The organism is Colwellia sp. 75C3, from assembly GCF_002836255.1.
GTDB lineage: Bacteria > Pseudomonadota > Gammaproteobacteria > Enterobacterales > Alteromonadaceae > Colwellia.
Window position 1 is genome coordinate 80,503 of record NZ_PJAU01000048.1, and the last position, 16,149, is coordinate 96,651.

Here is a 16,149-nt window from a genome sequence, read left to right on the forward strand (position 1 = left end):
CCACTACAAGAATAGATAGAGCTTTCAGAAAATAAGAAGAAAATAAAGTATGGTTTTTTGCTAAATAAATGTTGAAATAGCAAAATGCTGCTGCTGATAGGGTTGGCTATTGTTATCCACAGAAATTGTGGAAAGCTGAATGAGGATATTCGAAAACCTGATTCTGTGGATAACTTTGTGGTTAACTTTTATATTAGCTTAATTATTCTTCGTCGGCGTTTTCACCGATAAAGTGTTCAGGCATAACTCGCACTGTTGTTATTTTATTCCCTGCAACGTCAATGATTTCGACAGGGTAGCCAGAAATACGTAAGCTTATGTTACTTTGTGGTATCTCTTCCAAATACTCAATAATCAAGCCATTAAGGGTTTTGGGGCCATCTGTGGGCAACTGCCATGACATCTCTTTATTAATATCACGAATACTCGCGCTACCGTCGACTAAATAGCTGCCATCGGGCTGCAAAGTTACTTCATCACTGGTTGTTGGTGTCATCGTTGTAGTAAAGTCACCAACAATCTCTTCTAGAATGTCTTCTAACGTGACTAAGCCTTGGATATCGCCATATTCATCGACAACTAAACCTAAGCGCTCTTTAGCGTGTTGAAACTTCAATAATTGAATATTTAATGGCGTACCTTCGGGTATAAAATATAATTCACGTACCGCTCTAAGTAATGTTGCTTTGGTGAATTGATTTTTTGATAACAGTTTCAAAGCATCACGAGCATGAATATAACCAACAACATCATCGATACTATCGCGGTAAAGTAATACGCGAGTATGGTTAGATTGAGTCAGTTGTTTCTGTATTTTTTTCCAATCATCGTTAACGTCTATACCAACCAAGTCATTCCTGGGAATCATGATGTCTTCAACTGAGACCTTCTCTAAGTCTAAAATACTTACCAGCATGTCTTGATCGCGTTGATGCAATAAAGCGCCCGATTCATTCACCACGGTCCTTAATTCTTCACTACTCAGGCTGTGTTGCTCTCTTTGCTCTGAATTAATCCCTAAAATCATTAAGAAACCATTAGTGATCCAGTTAACGACCACCACAAGCGGGAAAAGTAATTTTAATAGAATAGATAAAAGAATAGAGCTAGGAAAAGCTATTTTCTCAGGATACATAGCAGCCAATGTTTTTGGCGTTACTTCAGCAAAAATAAGAATGACTAGCGTTAATGCAATTGTCGCAATTAAAATACCCATGTCACCGAATAGGCGTAAACCTATGACAGTTGCAATCGCAGACGCTGCGATATTAACGAGGTTATTACCAATAAGTATTAAACCGATAAGACGGTCTGGACGGGCAAGTAATTTACTAACCCGTTTAGCACCTTTGTGTTTTTGTTTTTCGAGATGACGTAATCGATATCTATTTAATGACATCATGCCTGTTTCAGAACCTGAGAAATAGGCAGAGATAAGTATTAAGATGCCAAGAATAGTAAAAAGCATCTGTGTGGTTATACTGTCCAAAAAGGGTTTTCCTGTTATGTAGTTAAAATAATTAAGTAACACTGCTCGCTAATAGTAGCAGTGTTATTACGATAAAATCAGCGTGAATAGTAGATGTTTATAAAATGAATTCTTTAACGAATCGGCTACCAAAGTAGGCAAGGGTAAGCAAACCGCTGGCACTCACCATAAGCACTAACACTTTTTGACCACGCCAACCTTTTTCAAAATGTCCCCAAAGAATTAGGCTGTAAATAGCAAAAGAGAGTAATGATAGTATGGTTTTATGGGCATTTTCTTTCGCTAAAAAACCGTCTAGAAAAGCAAAACCAATAATTTCGCTAACAAACAAAATCGCCGTGCCAACCGTTAATATACTAAAAAGTTGCTTCTCAACCTGCATTAGAGGAGGCAAGTGAGCCACAGCCGTTAAGTTTTTACTCTTAAGTTTTATGTTGATATAAGTCACTTGAAAAGCAAATAAAGTAGCTATAATCAAAACACAATACGCTATTAAAGCGAAACTGATATGACTGAGCAAAATCACCTTCTCAACCACCAAAGGAATTGAATCAATGGGTGGAAGGAAAATAATAACTAACTGCCACAAGCCGGTAAAGCCATAAACTACAGGTAGTAATAAACTGACTTTAAATTTTAAGGCAACTAGCGTAACGACTACCGTGATGGTTAAGCTGACCAATGAAATTACGTTGGGTAAGTTGAAATTAATAACGTCTTGAGAAAAGAATAATAACCCGTCATTGAAAGCGTGCACGACAATAGCAGCGGTAGCTAAACTCAAAACTAAGGTGATATTAGGGCCTTTAGGGTGAAATAATCGTGTAACTATTGCCAACGTAGCAAGTATATAAAGCAAAAACGCTAAACTTGAACCTATAACCAAAAAATTCACAAAAAACCCCTAAAGCAACTGAAAATACGCATTAAAAAATTGATTCTATCAGATAAAATCTTCAACGCCATGTGATTAGCGCAAACTATTGACTTAAAATTAAAGAAAGCTAAAGGTTATTTTATCAACACCCGTCTTAAAGGTTTAATTGATAGAAAAGCAATCAAGCCAGCACAGCTTAATCCAAACCATTTAGGTAAAAGTTCATGACTATGCTGCATTTGTTCACTAATATTAATGTCATAAAAATTCAAGCCAAAATCAAGTAGTAATGCAAAGCCAAGGGCGCAAAGTGCAACGCCAAGCAAGTATCGAATTAATACCGGACTACCCATCTCATTTCGAATAACACCTAAAGTCGAAATGTTTGTTGCTGGCCCAGCCATCATAAACACCAACGCGGTACCTGGTGATAACCCTGCCAGAATAAACCCAGCTGCAATCGGGGTCGATGCGGTTGCACAAATATACATAGGAATCGAGATTACTATCATCAACAACATAGCAGGAAGGCCGCTACCATAACTTAATAGAAACTCTTCAGGTAAAAAAGTGCGAACAAGTGAAGCAAAGATCAAACCGATAAAAAGCCAAATAATTATGTCATCGATCAGTTTGGTAGATGCATAATAAACCCCTTGCTTGGTTTTGCTTACAAAGGTGTTTTCTGTTTTAGTGGGTAATGCTTTTTTACTTGCGCAGCAGGATTTTTCCTTCTCAGGAACTTCTTCTACTTTAATTATCGGTTTACTGCCACAGCAACCTTTTTTTTCGTTGCTTTTATGATGATGAGGAGATTTTATATCTTCCTCTTTAATGGTGGCTACCAATAATCCGGTAACGATGGCAGACATGACCGCTGCAATAGGGCGATAAATGGCAAAAACAGGGCCTAATAAAGCATAAGATACAGAAACCGAATCAATGCCTGTTTCGGGGGTTGCAACTAAAAATGAAGACGTTGCTGAAGCTGAAGCGCCACTTCGTCTAAGCTCTGTCGCTACAGGGATAACCCCGCAAGAACATAAGGGTAGTGGAGCACCAATAAGAGCTGCCTTGATAATGGCCGACTTTCCTTGGCCTAGATGTTTACTTAATACTTTACTTGGCACCCAGGCTTTCATTAAGCCTGCGATTAACAAGCCTAATAATAACCAAGGGCTAGCTTCGGCGCTTAAATCGAGAAAATTTATCGCTAGGACGGTTAACTGTTCCATAAATACCTATGTTTATTATACGAGATTAAAATGAAAATCATCACTACTATATCACGCCAATCTTTCTCTCAGCACGATAACTTATGCCTTATTGAGTCACTTTAATACCGACAAAATCATATCTGGAATTATCTGCTGTCGCATCTTAAGGATATTTGGGTATAATAGCAGCATTAACCTAATCAATTTTCGCTGTTAGAGTATTTCATGTTTGACAATCTTTCCGATCGCTTAAGTAAAACACTTAAAAATATTAGTGGCCGTGGCCGTTTAACCGAAGACAATATCAAAGAAACCTTACGCGAAGTGCGTATGGCATTACTTGAAGCCGATGTCGCTTTACCCGTTATTCGTGAATTTGTAGCCAAAGTAAAAGAAAAAGCTGTTGGTACTGATGTTTCTAAAAGCCTCACGCCTGGGCAGATTTTTGTCAAAATAGTTCAAAAAGAACTTGAAGCAGCCATGGGTGAAGTCAATGAAGGTCTTGACTTAAGAGCTGCGCCACCAGCCGTTGTATTAATGGCTGGCTTGCAAGGTGCTGGTAAAACTACCTCTGTAGCCAAATTAGCAAAATTCTTAACAGAACGTGAAAAGAAAAAAGTCTTAGTCGTAAGTGCTGATGTATATCGTCCAGCGGCGATTAAGCAGCTTGAAACGTTAGCTGAAGAAATAAGTGTTGGTTTCTTTCCAAGTGATATCAAGCAAAAACCAATTGATATTGCCAATGCTGCCATTGATCATGCTAAGAAAAACTTTTTTGATGTGGTAATTGTCGATACTGCGGGTCGTTTGCATATTGATGAAAACATGATGGGTGAAATTCAGCAACTTCATGCTGCTATCAATCCAATAGAAACACTTTTTACTGTTGATGCTATGACAGGTCAAGATGCTGCTAATACAGCTAAAGCCTTCAATGACGCTCTGCCGCTAACAGGTATTATCTTAACAAAAACCGATGGTGATGCGCGAGGCGGTGCTGCGTTATCAATCCGTCATATCACTGGCAAGCCTATTAAATTTATGGGTGTTGGTGAAAAAATTGAAGCCCTTGAGCCTTTCCATCCAGATCGAATTGCCTCACGTATTCTTGGCATGGGTGACGTATTATCACTTGTTGAAGAAATTGAGCAAAAGGTTGATAGAAAGCAAGCTGAGAAATTAGCTAAAAAAGTTAAAAGTGGTAAAGGTTTTAGTTTAGAAGACTTTCGTGACCAGCTTGTCCAGATGAAAAGTATGGGCGGCATGATGGGCATGATGGATAAACTGCCTGGCATGGGCAATATGTCTGATAAAATTAAAGATCAGATGGATGATAAAATTACCGTGCAAATGGAAGCCATTATTAATTCTATGACTCCTGGTGAACGTGAACGTCCTGATATTATTAAAGGATCTCGCAAGCGTCGTATTGCAGCTGGCTCAGGTACTCAAATACAAGATGTAAATAAGCTACTTAAGCAATTTACTCAAATGCAAAAAATGATGAAAAAAATGTCAGGTAAAGGCGGCATGAAAAAAATGATGCGTGGCATGCAAGGTATGATGCCACCAGGTGGCGGTGGCATGGGCGGCGGTGGCGGTATGTTCGGCCGTTAAACCCACTTACAATTTTTTATACCCCCTCTATTAAAGGTCGCATTCGCGGCCTTTTTTATTTTCAAGATATAATGCTTTTTTCCTGATTTATTTGTTTAGCTTTAGCGTTATGGTATAGCTTTTTTTAGTTATGTTAAAGCATCCCAACTTGATAAAATTATTGATGACATCTGTGTGAATCATTAAATTTACAGCTGCTTAATGTTTATATGTTTTGACCCCTTCAAGAAAACTGTCCTTGCTCTTTTACCAAAACAAAAACGTAATAAATAAACGTTTGTTGCGCATTATTGACGTTTTTCTTATTGGCTAGCTATACTTATCTACTAACCGCTTAATGAGCAATTATTTATAAGTACTTTGCTTAGTTTTTTTAACTTATGTGCTTAACAGATGAAATGCATAATGTTTGTCTATTTTATTCAACTATCAACTTAATTGAGGTGCTCGACTAAATGACTAAAAACAAAGTTAACAAGACTGTTGCTCGTGTCCAATTGGATAGACGAGAAAAACCGGGATTTTTTAAACGGTTTGTTATGGTGTTTGAAAGCTTATTTATCGTGCTTATTACCGCCGTACTTATGTGGTCAACACGCTTTGTCGATGTGTCTGAATTTATTCTTAAATTATCGAGTAACCAACAACAGTGGCACTTAGATGAAATTATCACTCATGTTAGTATTGCAGTTTTGGGACTATTGGTCTTACTGACGCGATATAGCTTCTATTTACGCAAAAAAATGAATCGACAATTTGTTGCCGAAGACGAAATTAAAAGACTCGCTTTTTTTGATAGTTTAACTAATTTACCTAACAAAGAACTTTGCCAAAATCGCTTAGATCACGCGGTAGCAAGGGCAGCAAGAAATAACACTTCAATTGCTGTGTTATTTATTGGTATTGATGACTTTAAAGGCGTTAATGAACAACAAGGTCATGATGGCGGCGATAAACTACTACAGCAAGTCGCTAAACGGTTATCGAGTGAGTTACGCTCAGGTGATACATTAGCAAGAATTACCGGGGTGGAGTTTCTCATTATACTTGAGGCAGCCTCAGCTAAAGATAATGTAAATACTTTTGCTGAAAAGATACTGTTAAAGCTTGCCAAAAGTTACCGCATTGCCATGCAAGAAGTTTATATCACGGGTAATGTAGGTATTGCTTTATATCCAAGTGATGGTGAACACGGCAAAGAGTTAATTAAAAATGCAGATACGGCAATGTGCTTTGCCAAAGAAAAAAGCCCCAACAGCTTAGCTTTTTTCTCTAAAGATCTCCAAGAGCAGGTTAATATCAAGAAGAAAATAGCCGAACAATTATTAGGTGCAATAGATAGAGATGAACTCGTTCTGCACTACCAACCTATCATTGCAACCCAATCCAATGAGATTATTGCCGTAGAAGCGTTGTTACGTTGGCATAATGAATTACTCGGTGATTTGGCTCCAGATGTATTTATTCCTATCGCAGAAGAAATAGGCATTATTACGAAAATTGGTGATTGGGTACTTGATCAGGCCTGTGTTCAAAATAAAATCTGGCAGCGGCAGGGCTATCCCAAAATGGTCATGTCAATTAACATGTCAGTCATGCAATTGGGTGTTATAAATTATGCGGGCACGGTTTCTACGTCTCTTGAAGAAACACACTTAGAGCCTCAATATTTGGAGTTAGAGTTTACAGAGAACACGCTGATGAAGGATGCAAAGAAATCGATAGTGCAACTTAGGCAGTTAAGTGCTTTAGGTGTTTCTATCGCGCTTGATGATTTTGGTACCGGTTATTCATCAATAAAATATCTGTCTAAGTTCAAGTTAAATAAATTAAAAATTGATGGTTGTTTTATAAAAAATTTTCCTCCAAGTGCTGGGGATGTTATGGCGACAAGATCTATTATTGCTTTAGCTAAGCAATTAAAATTACACATCACCGCCGAGGGCGTTGAAACAGCCGATCAGCGAGAGTTTATGGCCGTAAATGATGTTGATTCCATGCAGGGGTATCACTTTAGTCGCCCTGTTGATGCCAAAGCATTCGAGCAACTTTTACAATCCCCTTCATGGCAATAAAATTTATTCGTTCACTTTCACTAGACAGTTTTGCATCGATAACCTCAAAATCTGCACCACTATCCCTTACTTGATAGATAAATAAAGCTTGTAAAAATATACTAGAAGCGTAAAATACGCGAGCTTTTCTGTCGCTTGTCGAAGAGAAGTGACTGAAAAATCCGTTTTTACACTTAACATATATAGAGGACGATATGGTTACCATTCGTTTAGCTCGTGGCGGCGCTAAAAAGCGTCCATTCTATCAGGTTGTTGTTGCAGATAGCCGTAACTCTCGCGATGGTCGTTTCATCGAAAGAGTTGGTTTCTTCAACCCAACAGCACAAGGTCAAGCAGAAAAATTACGCTTAGATCTAGACCGTATTACCCATTGGGTAGGTCAAGGTGCGACGTTATCTGATCGTGTGGCTAAGTTAGTTAAAGACGCATCTGCGGCTTAATTGCTTAGTAGGCATTAGGAGAATTTCGTGAGTACAGAAGAAAAACAAATCATCTTGGGTAAAGTAGGCGCTGTTTACGGCATCAAAGGCTGGTTGAAAATTCATTCATTCACTGATGAAACTGAAGCCATACTTGACTATTTCCCTTGGTCATTAAAATTAGGGAATAATACACAAACAGTTGAAATAACTGATTGGCGCAAGCATAACAAAGTACTTATTGTGAAAGTGGCGGGTATTGATGACAGAGATGAAGCGCAAGCATTAGTCGGCTCTGAAATATTAACCAATGAAGCCGCGTTACCAGAATTGTCGCAAGATGATTTTTACTGGCGCGATCTAATAGGTATGTCTGTTGTGACTAACAAGGGTTACGACCTGGGTGTAGTTACTGACATGATGGAAACTGGCGCTAATGATGTACTGGTTGTGAAAGCTAACTTGAAAGATGGCTTTAGTAAAAAAGAGCGGTTAATCCCTTATCTTTTTGAACAAGTAATCGAATCTGTTAGCATCGAAAATAAACAAATTTGTGTTGACTGGGATCCGGGTTTTTAACTTGTGACTAGCACTACCTCTGATAAAGAGAATAACAAAATGTGGATTGGGGTGATAAGCCTTTTTCCCGAAATGTTTAATGCTATTACTGAGTATGGAGTAACAGGCCGAGCGATTCGTAATGGGTTAATTGATTTTCATTTATGGAATCCAAGAGACTTTACCCATGATAAACATCGTACCGTTGATGATCGTCCTTATGGCGGTGGTCCGGGCATGTTAATGATGGTGCAACCATTACGAGATGCAATACATGCTGCAAGAACTGCAGCAGGTAAAGCGGCGCTTGAGTCAGGTAATGATGACAGAAATGTCAAAGTTATCTATTTGTCTCCGCAAGGACGAAAGCTTGATCAACAAGGCGTAAGTGAATTAGCACAACATAATCAACTAGTATTTATTGCTGGACGATATGAAGGCATAGACGAGCGATTAATCGCGTCAGATATTGACGAAGAATGGTCGGTTGGCGATTACATTTTAAGTGGTGGTGAACTCCCTGCGATGAATGTGATTGATGCTGTAGCACGCTTAGTGCCAGGCGTTTTAGGACATAAAGAATCAGCAGAGCAGGACTCCTTCTCTAACGGTTTATTAGACTGTCCTCATTACACTCGGCCAGAAGTAATGACCACTCCTAACGGAGATGAAGTGTCAGTACCAAAAGTATTGCTTAGTGGTAATCACGAACATATACGCTTATGGCGACAAGAACAATCTTTGCTAAGAACGTGGACTAGAAGACCAGAATTATTAACTAACCTAGCTCTGACAGATGAGCAGGTGAAAGCACTCGCTTTAATTAAAAAACAAGCGAAGCACACCACTTAGACTGTGCACACTAGGAAGAAGGTACTATGAGTAAAATTCTTGAAATGCTCGAACAAGAGCAAATGAAAAAAGATCTACCAGCATTCGCCCCAGGTGATACTGTTGTAGTTCAAGTTAAAGTTACTGAAGCTGATAAGTCACGTCTTCAAGCGTTTGAAGGCGTAGTTATCGCTGTTAAAAACCGTGGTTTACATTCTGCTTTCACTGTTCGTAAAATCTCGAACGGTGTTGGTGTTGAACGTGTATTCCAGACACATAGCCCAATTGTTGACTCAATTGAAGTTAAACGTCGTGGCGATGTTCGTCAAGCTAAACTTTACTACTTGCGCGAGCTATCTGGCCGTAAAGCACGTATCAAAGAAAAATTGGCTAAGAAATAGAAATATTTCTAAACCCATTTTCTGTAAAGAAAGTTTGAAAAAAGGCCTGAATAATTCATTATTCAGGCCTTTTTGTTTTTATTCCTTATCTATAATCCCGCAACTTATTACCTCTTATAGTTTCCGTTACTCTACATCTTAAAAATTCTATTTTCAGGTAGAATAACAATACAATAGAAATCTTGCATTTCATCACCACGACGCCTTTACTGACAGAGTAATACTTAGAAAATAATTTATAATTGTTGTAATTTTTTTATCAAAAACCGTGTCATCTCATTAACTAGTATAATAATCATAGAAGTTTCTCAAGAAACAAGGATTCAGCATGTCATCGATTAGCAGGCCTTATTTAGTACGTGCATCACTATTAGCGGGCTTTGCCATTTTTATGGGCTTGGCTCTATCCGTTGTTGTCTATCAATCTACGGTGAATGTCAAAACGAATGCCATTGACTTAGTCAGTAACCGTATCCCTATATTAACCAGTATTAATGAATTAATAGCTGATTTGAGCGAGCAAGAGAGAATCATATATGAATACTATCGCTCACAAGATAACGACACTTTTACTGTGTCCTCAACTCAAGTTAAAAATACTTTTAACATGCACTTAGCTGTTATTTTGTCGCAAGATCGTTTTAACGATGAAACAGATATCATAGTTAAGGGTCAGCAAGATATAGCCAATTTGTTTGATCTTTTTTATCAAGAAATGCAAGTAGAGGAAGATAATTGGGATGAAATGCGGGCTATATTGACAAAAGTATCAACGGTGAGAAGACAATTATTGCCAACGATTAAGTCTATTGAACTACAAACAAAACAGACAGTTGATGAAGGCCACAAAGCAACGTTAGAGCAAATGGCTATATCGCATTGGTTAGTCATTATTTATGGTATTTCTATTGTGCTTATTGCGGGTGTCATTTCCTGGTATATCCGTCAGTATATGCTCACACAAGAAAAAAATACCCGTTTAGCTTTATTTTCACATCGAAACCCTAACCCAATATTAAGTGTTAATAATTTAGGTGAAGTTGTTTTCGCTAACCCAGCCAGTGAAAAATTATTACTTTGTGTAGGGCACCAAGCTCATGACTTCAATAACTTGTTACCCAGTAACTTTCTGTCTTTAAGGCAACAGTTGACCTCGCAACAAGATCATAGCGTTATCGTTGAGCAAATGCTTAATGATCATATATTACAAATTAGCGTTTATTGGCATGAAGAAATTGATGCTTATGATATTCATATTAAGGATGTTACCGAGCGCAAGTTAGCCGAAGAAAAAGTGAAACATCTAGCGTTTTATAATCAAGAGACAAACTTGCCCAATCAATATAAATTTAATAAGGATATTGATACCGCTATAACTACCGGTAAAAAATTCTCGATAGGTATTTTTTCAATTCGTGCTTTTGATGAAAAAGTTAGTACATTGGGCTTAGAGGCGACCGAAGCGCTTGTTAAAGCATTAGCGAGTAACATTTCTCAAGCATTGCCTGTAGGTGTCTATTTTTATCAAATCAATGACAGTCAGTTTGGTTTGTTGTGTACTAAAAGTAATAACACACTCGCTTTACAAAAATTGACTAAAGCCGTCAGTGATGTTGCAGACCAATCATTGATAACTCATTGTGGCGAATTTTTTGTCGAATTAGATTTTGGCTATGGTTGTTATCCCACACATGGAAAAGACCGTAATTTTTTAATCAAGTGTGCTCACAATGCTTTAGCGGTTGCCAGTGAAGATCAACATAATAATTTTTGTTTGTATGAGCCCATTTTTTCAGAAAAGAGACAGCAGAGTATCGAGTTAATTAATAAACTTCGCCACGCTGTTGCTAAGCAAGAATTATTCTTAGTCTTTCAACCACAATTAGATCTTAACACCAATCGTGTAACCGGTATCGAAACGTTAGTACGCTGGAGACACGAGGATAATATCATTTCACCGGTAGATTTTATTCCACTAGCTGAGCAGTCAGGGTTGATCATTCCAATAGGCCAATGGATATTAGAGCAAGCATGTCGATTTGCTAAGCAGTTAGTTGACTTAGGTTATATCGACATTATTGTTGCGGTGAATGTATCGCCTCGTCAATTCAGTCACCCGCAGTTTTGCCATACGGTACAAAGTGTTTTGGACGAGGTGAAGTTACCACCGCGAAATCTTGAGTTAGAAATAACTGAAGGAGTCTTTATCAACAACGAAGAAAACACCCTCGCCGTGTTACAGCATCTTAAATCAGCAGGTTTACATTTATCTATTGATGATTTTGGTACCGGCTACTCGTCACTTTCTTATTTGAAACGTTTTCCTATTGATAAGTTGAAGATTGATCAGTCATTTATTCGGGATTGCCATCAAAATGATGAAGATAAAGCCATCATAAAAACCATTATCTCTTTAGGAAAAAGTTTAAACTTATCGTTAATTGCTGAAGGAGTAGAAGAAGAAAGTCATGTTGAGTTTTTACGGAGTTTAGATTGTGATGAAATTCAAGGTTATTGGTTTAGTAAGCCTGTGTTACCTGAGCAGTTAATTACTTTATTAGTGGAGAAGGGCGGTGATATTCAAGTTGAGCCTTTAAGTTACTTGCCATCAACTTAACTATCTTTGAGGTAACTATTTGAGCTGTAGCTTTGCTGTATATACCCGTGACCATTCAAAAAGCACTCTGAATCGAGCATTTTGAATGATTACGAGTATAAGCAAAGCTACAGCAGTAAACCGTGGATTAAGCTAATGTTCTATTAAAAAGTTCAACAGACATACCGTACACTCTTAGGGCAAGCTGAGGATCATAACGCTCACCTTCATCACGCATAAACGCATGTGAGGCATTAAACTCATGCCATGAAAATACATTACCTGAAGCCAGCAAATTCTGATGAATCATCATACGACCTGCATCAGGAATATGTGGATCTTGCTTACCCCAAATCATCAGCAATTCGGCCTTAATATCTTTCGTACGTGTTAGTGAATCATTGCCCTCATCGCTTGGTAAGTCACCTGAATGAATATCAGTGGCGTATAAGCAAGCGGCGGCTAGAACGTTGTTATTTAAAGCCGCGCGATAAGCTAGGTGACCACCAATGCAAACCCCCATAGAACCTATGTTACCCGTGCAATAATCTTGCTGTTGCACAAAATTCACTAAAGCTTGTGTATCGCTATCGTGATGCTCTAAAGGCTTAGCCCACTTATCTTGATTACCTTTATCTTTACCCGCATCATCGTAGCCTAAAACGGTTCCTATCGGGTTTAGTTCATGGAAAACTTCGGGTACCAGTACAACAAAACCATGTCCTGCCATTAATGCCGCTGTTCTTGCTATAGGAGCCGTTTGCTGGAATATTTCAGAGTAAAAAATAATTGTGGGAAACTTGCCTTGTGCTTGCGGACGATAAACATAAGTACGCATAGTACCTGTAGGGGTTTCAATATCATGGCTGTGCTGTTGAATGATCATTATTATTAACGTGTCCTTGTACTTGATAGGTGAATAAAAGGGCAATTTTTATTAGTGGAATTAGTTTACGCGTAGATTCACAAGAAAAATAGTATCGACTTACTATTTAATATTTTAAGCGTATAATAAAAGTGCACTACGTTATTGTAATGATCTTAAGGTGGTAACTTTAGCGTAATAAATAAGATACTTTTAAAGGATAAATCATGAGTAAGCAGAAGAAAACATTAGCGAAAGCTAGTACAGTTAAAGTAAATAAAAGTGAAACAGAATTGGGTAGAGGTAAAATTACCGGTAATTTTTTAGCGGCGTTAGTCACCTCGAAAGTTTATAAAATGCAGGTAGTCAAAGCAAAGAAAGGTAAAGGTTCATACCAGCGTAAAGCTAAGAACGTAGGACGAGAGTCTTATTTAATAGCGGCTTAAGTAATCACTTAAAGCCCTTATTAAATAAGACTCTCCTCTTAAATCGCTAGTCGAATGTTACTTCAATACGTTTAGCCAATCCTTTGGACTTAAATAATCCGCTAACTTAGCCTCGCTACTACCTTCATCGGCTTGGAAGTTATATTCCCAGCGAGCTAGAGGTGGCATAGACATTAAAATTGATTCTGTTCTACCGCCAGACTGTAAACCAAATAAAGTTCCTCTATCGAAGACTAAATTAAATTCTACATAGCGACCGCGACGATAAAGCTGAAATTGACGTTCTGGATCACCATAAACTTCATCTTTACGATTATGCATAATAGGTACGTAAGCATCGATAAACCCTTGGCCGACCGCTTTAACATAATCAAAACAAGTGTCGAAATCCCACTGGTTTAAATCATCAAAAAATAAGCCTCCGACACCACGGGTTTCATCGCGATGTTTTAAATAAAAGTATTCATCACACCATTTTTTATGATCGTTATAAACATTGTCACCAAAAGGCTGACATAAATTGAAAGCTGTTTGATGCCAGTGTTGAACATCTTCATCATTAGGATAAAAAGGCGTTAAATCAAAGCCACCACCAAACCACCAAACTGGTGTTTCACCTTCTTTTTCAGCAATGAAAAAACGCACATTAGCGTGTGCGGTCGGGATATGTGGATTTTTTGGGTGGATAACAAGTGAAACACCACAAGCTTGCCAAGTTCTGCCAGCAAGTTCTGGGCGATGAGCAGTAGCTGATGGCGGTAATTTATCCCCTGATACCACAGAGAAGTTCACTCCACCTTGCTCTACAACTGAGCCATTGGTCATGACGCGCGTTCTACCGCCACCACCTTCTTTACGTTTCCAGTTATCTTCAATAAATGTTCCTGTACCGTCAGCTTCTTCTAATGCCTGACAAATCTTATCTTGTAGGCTTTTGAAAAATGCGATGATTGGTGTGATTTCTATGTTCGCTGTCGAACTTAATTGTGAGTCCATCTTCTTACCGTCGGTTAGCCATTAACTGTGAGGAAGTCATTGTAGGTAAAGGGTCTTAGGGTGGCAAGTGAAGCTGAAAATAAAAGACTCACTTATTTTGTGCAATATTGCACTTTTTTGGGGCGAACAGTGCGGTTCTTTGAGTCTTTATGGTGCACAAAAGCACTATGATAATACTTATACTTCTTAACGTAATGAAAAATATACTGTTATTTTCTGGCTTGTTTTGTGCTTTATAGAGTTCAGTTATTGAATAATTCATTATGGAAACGACTATGAGCAAAACCTTAATCTTGTGTTTAACCTTATTAAGCCTCTTTTTTCCCACTATGGTGTGGGCGGAAGAAGCGCAACTTAACGGGGCGAACACTAGTTGGATATTAACGTCCACAGCATTAGTTTTATTGATGACCTTGCCAGGCTTGGCACTTTTTTACGGTGGTTTGGTTCGTAAAAAAAATGTGCTTTCAATTTTAATGCAATGTTTTGCTATTGGCTCTATCTCTTCAATTTTATGGTTATTGGTCGGCTACAGCTTAGCTTTTACTGAAGGTAATGGCTTTATTGGTGATTTCAGTAAAGTGATGATGCACGGTATCCCTAAAGATGCTTTATCAGGAGATATCCCTGAAAGCTTATTTATGCTCTTTCAAATGACGTTTGCCATTATTACGCCAGCCCTTATTATTGGTGGTTTTGCTGAGCGCATGAAGTTTTCAGCAGTATTACTTTTTAGTGGTATTTGGTTATTGGCTGTTTATGCCCCTGTTACGCATTGGGTGTGGGGTGGTGGTTGGTTAGCACAAATGGGCGTTTATGATTTTGCCGGTGGTATTGTGGTACATATTACCGCAGGTACCGCGGCCTTAGTTGCTGCTCTTGTTGTTGGTCCTCGTCGCGGCTTTCCTAAAACACCTATGTTGCCACATAACTTAACCATGACAGTTACCGGCGCGGGTATGCTTTGGGTTGGCTGGTTTGGTTTTAATGGTGGTAGTGCTTTAGCGGCTAATGGTGATGCGTCTATGGCTATGCTCGTTACGCATATTTCAGCCGCCGCAGGTACATTAACTTGGGCTGCCATTGAATGGAAAAAATTTGGTAAAGCCAGTGTATTAGGTGCAGTTACCGGTATGGTCGCTGGTTTAGGTACCATTACGCCAGCGTCTGGTTTTGTCGGTCCTGGTGGCGCATTAGTTATTGGTATTAGCGCTGGTTTTGTTTGTTTTTACTCAACAGTTTATATTAAGCAAAAATTAAAAATTGATGATTCGTTAGATGTATTTCCTGTTCATGGTGTTGGTGGTATTTTAGGTACGTTATTAGTGGGCGTTTTCTCAGCAACGAGCCTCGGTGTGTTTAGTGGTTTTGGTTTTGCAGAGGGTATTGCTACCATGGCAGAGCAAGTTGGTGTTCAGCTTGTCGGAATATTTTCTACACTGATTTATACTGCGGTAGTGACTTATATCATCCTTAAATTGGTCGGTTTGATGACAGGTGGTTTACGTGTTGATGAAGAACAAGAGGTCAACGGTTTAGATCAGTCTGCACATGAAGAATCAGGTTATCATTTGTAAGTGATATGACTATCTACTTAATTCAGGGGCTTGCTGTAAACGTGACTTTCGAAGTCTTCGATAGAAGAACCATCACTTTTTTATTAAACCGGAACCCCGATTAATAAACCACGGGATGACGACATTGAGTCATCTACTATCCCCTTTAAATAAAGCGCTTCGGCGCTTTTTTTATGTCCGCTATT

At 38.5% G+C, this 16,149-nt stretch carries 14 protein-coding genes; 9 read left to right on the top strand and 5 right to left on the bottom strand.

The window, feature by feature from the left end:
* Positions 1-202: 202 nt before the first annotated feature.
* The 3 genes from CXF85_RS10695 to CXF85_RS10705 form a co-directional block, all read right to left on the bottom strand.
* On the bottom strand, positions 203-1,489 hold the full coding sequence (locus CXF85_RS10695) for an HlyC/CorC family transporter (protein ID WP_101228523.1): 1,287 nt from the start codon (positions 1,487-1,489) through the stop codon (positions 203-205).
* Positions 1,490-1,586: 97 nt separating this feature from the next.
* Positions 1,587-2,384, bottom strand: a complete 798-nt coding sequence (locus CXF85_RS10700; protein WP_101228524.1) for a cytochrome C assembly family protein — start codon at positions 2,382-2,384, stop codon at positions 1,587-1,589.
* A gap of 116 nt (positions 2,385-2,500) precedes the next feature.
* Positions 2,501-3,601: an SO_0444 family Cu/Zn efflux transporter gene (locus CXF85_RS10705; protein WP_101228525.1), complete on the bottom strand. Its 1,101-nt coding sequence runs from the start codon at positions 3,599-3,601 to the stop codon at positions 2,501-2,503.
* 207 nt (positions 3,602-3,808) lie between these two features.
* Between CXF85_RS10705 and ffh the strand changes: the two genes are divergently transcribed.
* The 7 genes from ffh to CXF85_RS10740 all read left to right on the top strand — a co-directional run bounded on the left by ffh (position 3,809) and on the right by CXF85_RS10740 (position 12,101).
* Positions 3,809-5,200 carry a signal recognition particle protein gene (gene ffh, locus CXF85_RS10710; protein ID WP_101228526.1) on the top strand — a complete coding sequence of 464 codons (1,392 nt, stop codon included), beginning with the start codon at positions 3,809-3,811 and terminating at the stop codon, positions 5,198-5,200.
* Positions 5,201-5,655: 455 nt separating this feature from the next.
* Positions 5,656-7,275 (top strand): putative bifunctional diguanylate cyclase/phosphodiesterase, encoded by a 1,620-nt coding sequence (locus tag CXF85_RS10715; protein ID WP_101228527.1) that lies wholly within the window; start codon positions 5,656-5,658, stop codon positions 7,273-7,275.
* A gap of 194 nt (positions 7,276-7,469) precedes the next feature.
* A complete protein-coding gene (gene rpsP / locus CXF85_RS10720) occupies positions 7,470-7,715 on the top strand; it encodes a 30S ribosomal protein S16 (RefSeq protein ID WP_101228528.1) in 246 nt (81 codons plus the stop codon).
* A 27-nt stretch (positions 7,716-7,742) separates the two neighbouring features.
* A complete protein-coding gene (gene rimM, locus CXF85_RS10725) occupies positions 7,743-8,273 on the top strand; it encodes a ribosome maturation factor RimM (protein WP_101228529.1) in 531 nt (176 codons plus the stop codon).
* Positions 8,274-8,312: 39 nt separating this feature from the next.
* Positions 8,313-9,104: a tRNA (guanosine(37)-N1)-methyltransferase TrmD gene (trmD, locus tag CXF85_RS10730; protein WP_101228530.1), complete on the top strand. Its 792-nt coding sequence runs from the start codon at positions 8,313-8,315 to the stop codon at positions 9,102-9,104.
* Between the two features lie 26 nt (positions 9,105-9,130).
* Positions 9,131-9,484, top strand: coding sequence for a 50S ribosomal protein L19 (gene rplS / locus CXF85_RS10735; protein ID WP_101228531.1), 354 nt, complete (start codon positions 9,131-9,133; stop codon positions 9,482-9,484).
* A 328-nt stretch (positions 9,485-9,812) separates the two neighbouring features.
* A complete protein-coding gene (locus CXF85_RS10740) occupies positions 9,813-12,101 on the top strand; it encodes a sensor domain-containing protein (protein ID WP_101228532.1) in 2,289 nt (762 codons plus the stop codon).
* Between the two features lie 127 nt (positions 12,102-12,228).
* Here the strand turns inward: CXF85_RS10740 and CXF85_RS10745 are convergent, their stop codons facing one another.
* A complete protein-coding gene (locus CXF85_RS10745) occupies positions 12,229-12,966 on the bottom strand; it encodes a dienelactone hydrolase family protein (RefSeq protein WP_101228533.1) in 738 nt (245 codons plus the stop codon).
* Between the two features lie 206 nt (positions 12,967-13,172).
* On the opposite strand from CXF85_RS10745, the gene arfA reads away from it, so the two are divergent.
* On the top strand, positions 13,173-13,391 hold the full coding sequence (gene arfA / locus CXF85_RS10750; RefSeq protein ID WP_101228534.1) for an alternative ribosome rescue factor ArfA: 219 nt from the start codon (positions 13,173-13,175) through the stop codon (positions 13,389-13,391).
* A 57-nt stretch (positions 13,392-13,448) separates the two neighbouring features.
* Here arfA and hemF read toward each other — a convergent pair whose 3' ends face one another.
* Positions 13,449-14,387: an oxygen-dependent coproporphyrinogen oxidase gene (hemF, locus tag CXF85_RS10755; protein ID WP_232771153.1), complete on the bottom strand. Its 939-nt coding sequence runs from the start codon at positions 14,385-14,387 to the stop codon at positions 13,449-13,451.
* 329 nt (positions 14,388-14,716) lie between these two features.
* Here hemF and CXF85_RS10760 point away from each other — a divergent pair, with 329 nt between their 5' ends.
* Positions 14,717-15,964: an ammonium transporter gene (locus CXF85_RS10760; RefSeq protein WP_232771159.1), complete on the top strand. Its 1,248-nt coding sequence runs from the start codon at positions 14,717-14,719 to the stop codon at positions 15,962-15,964.
* The last annotated feature ends 185 nt before the right edge of the window (positions 15,965-16,149 follow it).

Bases quoted from the DNA above. Each gene is read 5' to 3' on its own strand.
- CXF85_RS10760 (WP_232771159.1), top strand. From the start codon at position 14,717: ATGGTGTGGGCGGAAGAAGCGCAACTTAACGGGGCGAACACTAGTTGG.
- CXF85_RS10705 (WP_101228525.1), bottom strand. From the start codon at position 3,601: ATGGAACAGTTAACCGTCCTAGCGATAAATTTTCTCGATTTAAGCGCC.
- rplS (WP_101228531.1), top strand. From the start codon at position 9,131: ATGAGTAAAATTCTTGAAATGCTCGAACAAGAGCAAATGAAAAAAGAT.
- rpsP (WP_101228528.1), top strand. From the start codon at position 7,470: ATGGTTACCATTCGTTTAGCTCGTGGCGGCGCTAAAAAGCGTCCATTC.
- hemF (WP_232771153.1), bottom strand. From the start codon at position 14,387: ATGGACTCACAATTAAGTTCGACAGCGAACATAGAAATCACACCAATC.
- arfA (WP_101228534.1), top strand. From the start codon at position 13,173: ATGAGTAAGCAGAAGAAAACATTAGCGAAAGCTAGTACAGTTAAAGTA.
- CXF85_RS10745 (WP_101228533.1), bottom strand. From the start codon at position 12,966: ATGATCATTCAACAGCACAGCCATGATATTGAAACCCCTACAGGTACT.
- CXF85_RS10740 (WP_101228532.1), top strand. From the start codon at position 9,813: ATGTCATCGATTAGCAGGCCTTATTTAGTACGTGCATCACTATTAGCG.
- trmD (WP_101228530.1), top strand. From the start codon at position 8,313: ATGTGGATTGGGGTGATAAGCCTTTTTCCCGAAATGTTTAATGCTATT.
- ffh (WP_101228526.1), top strand. From the start codon at position 3,809: ATGTTTGACAATCTTTCCGATCGCTTAAGTAAAACACTTAAAAATATT.
- CXF85_RS10715 (WP_101228527.1), top strand. From the start codon at position 5,656: ATGACTAAAAACAAAGTTAACAAGACTGTTGCTCGTGTCCAATTGGAT.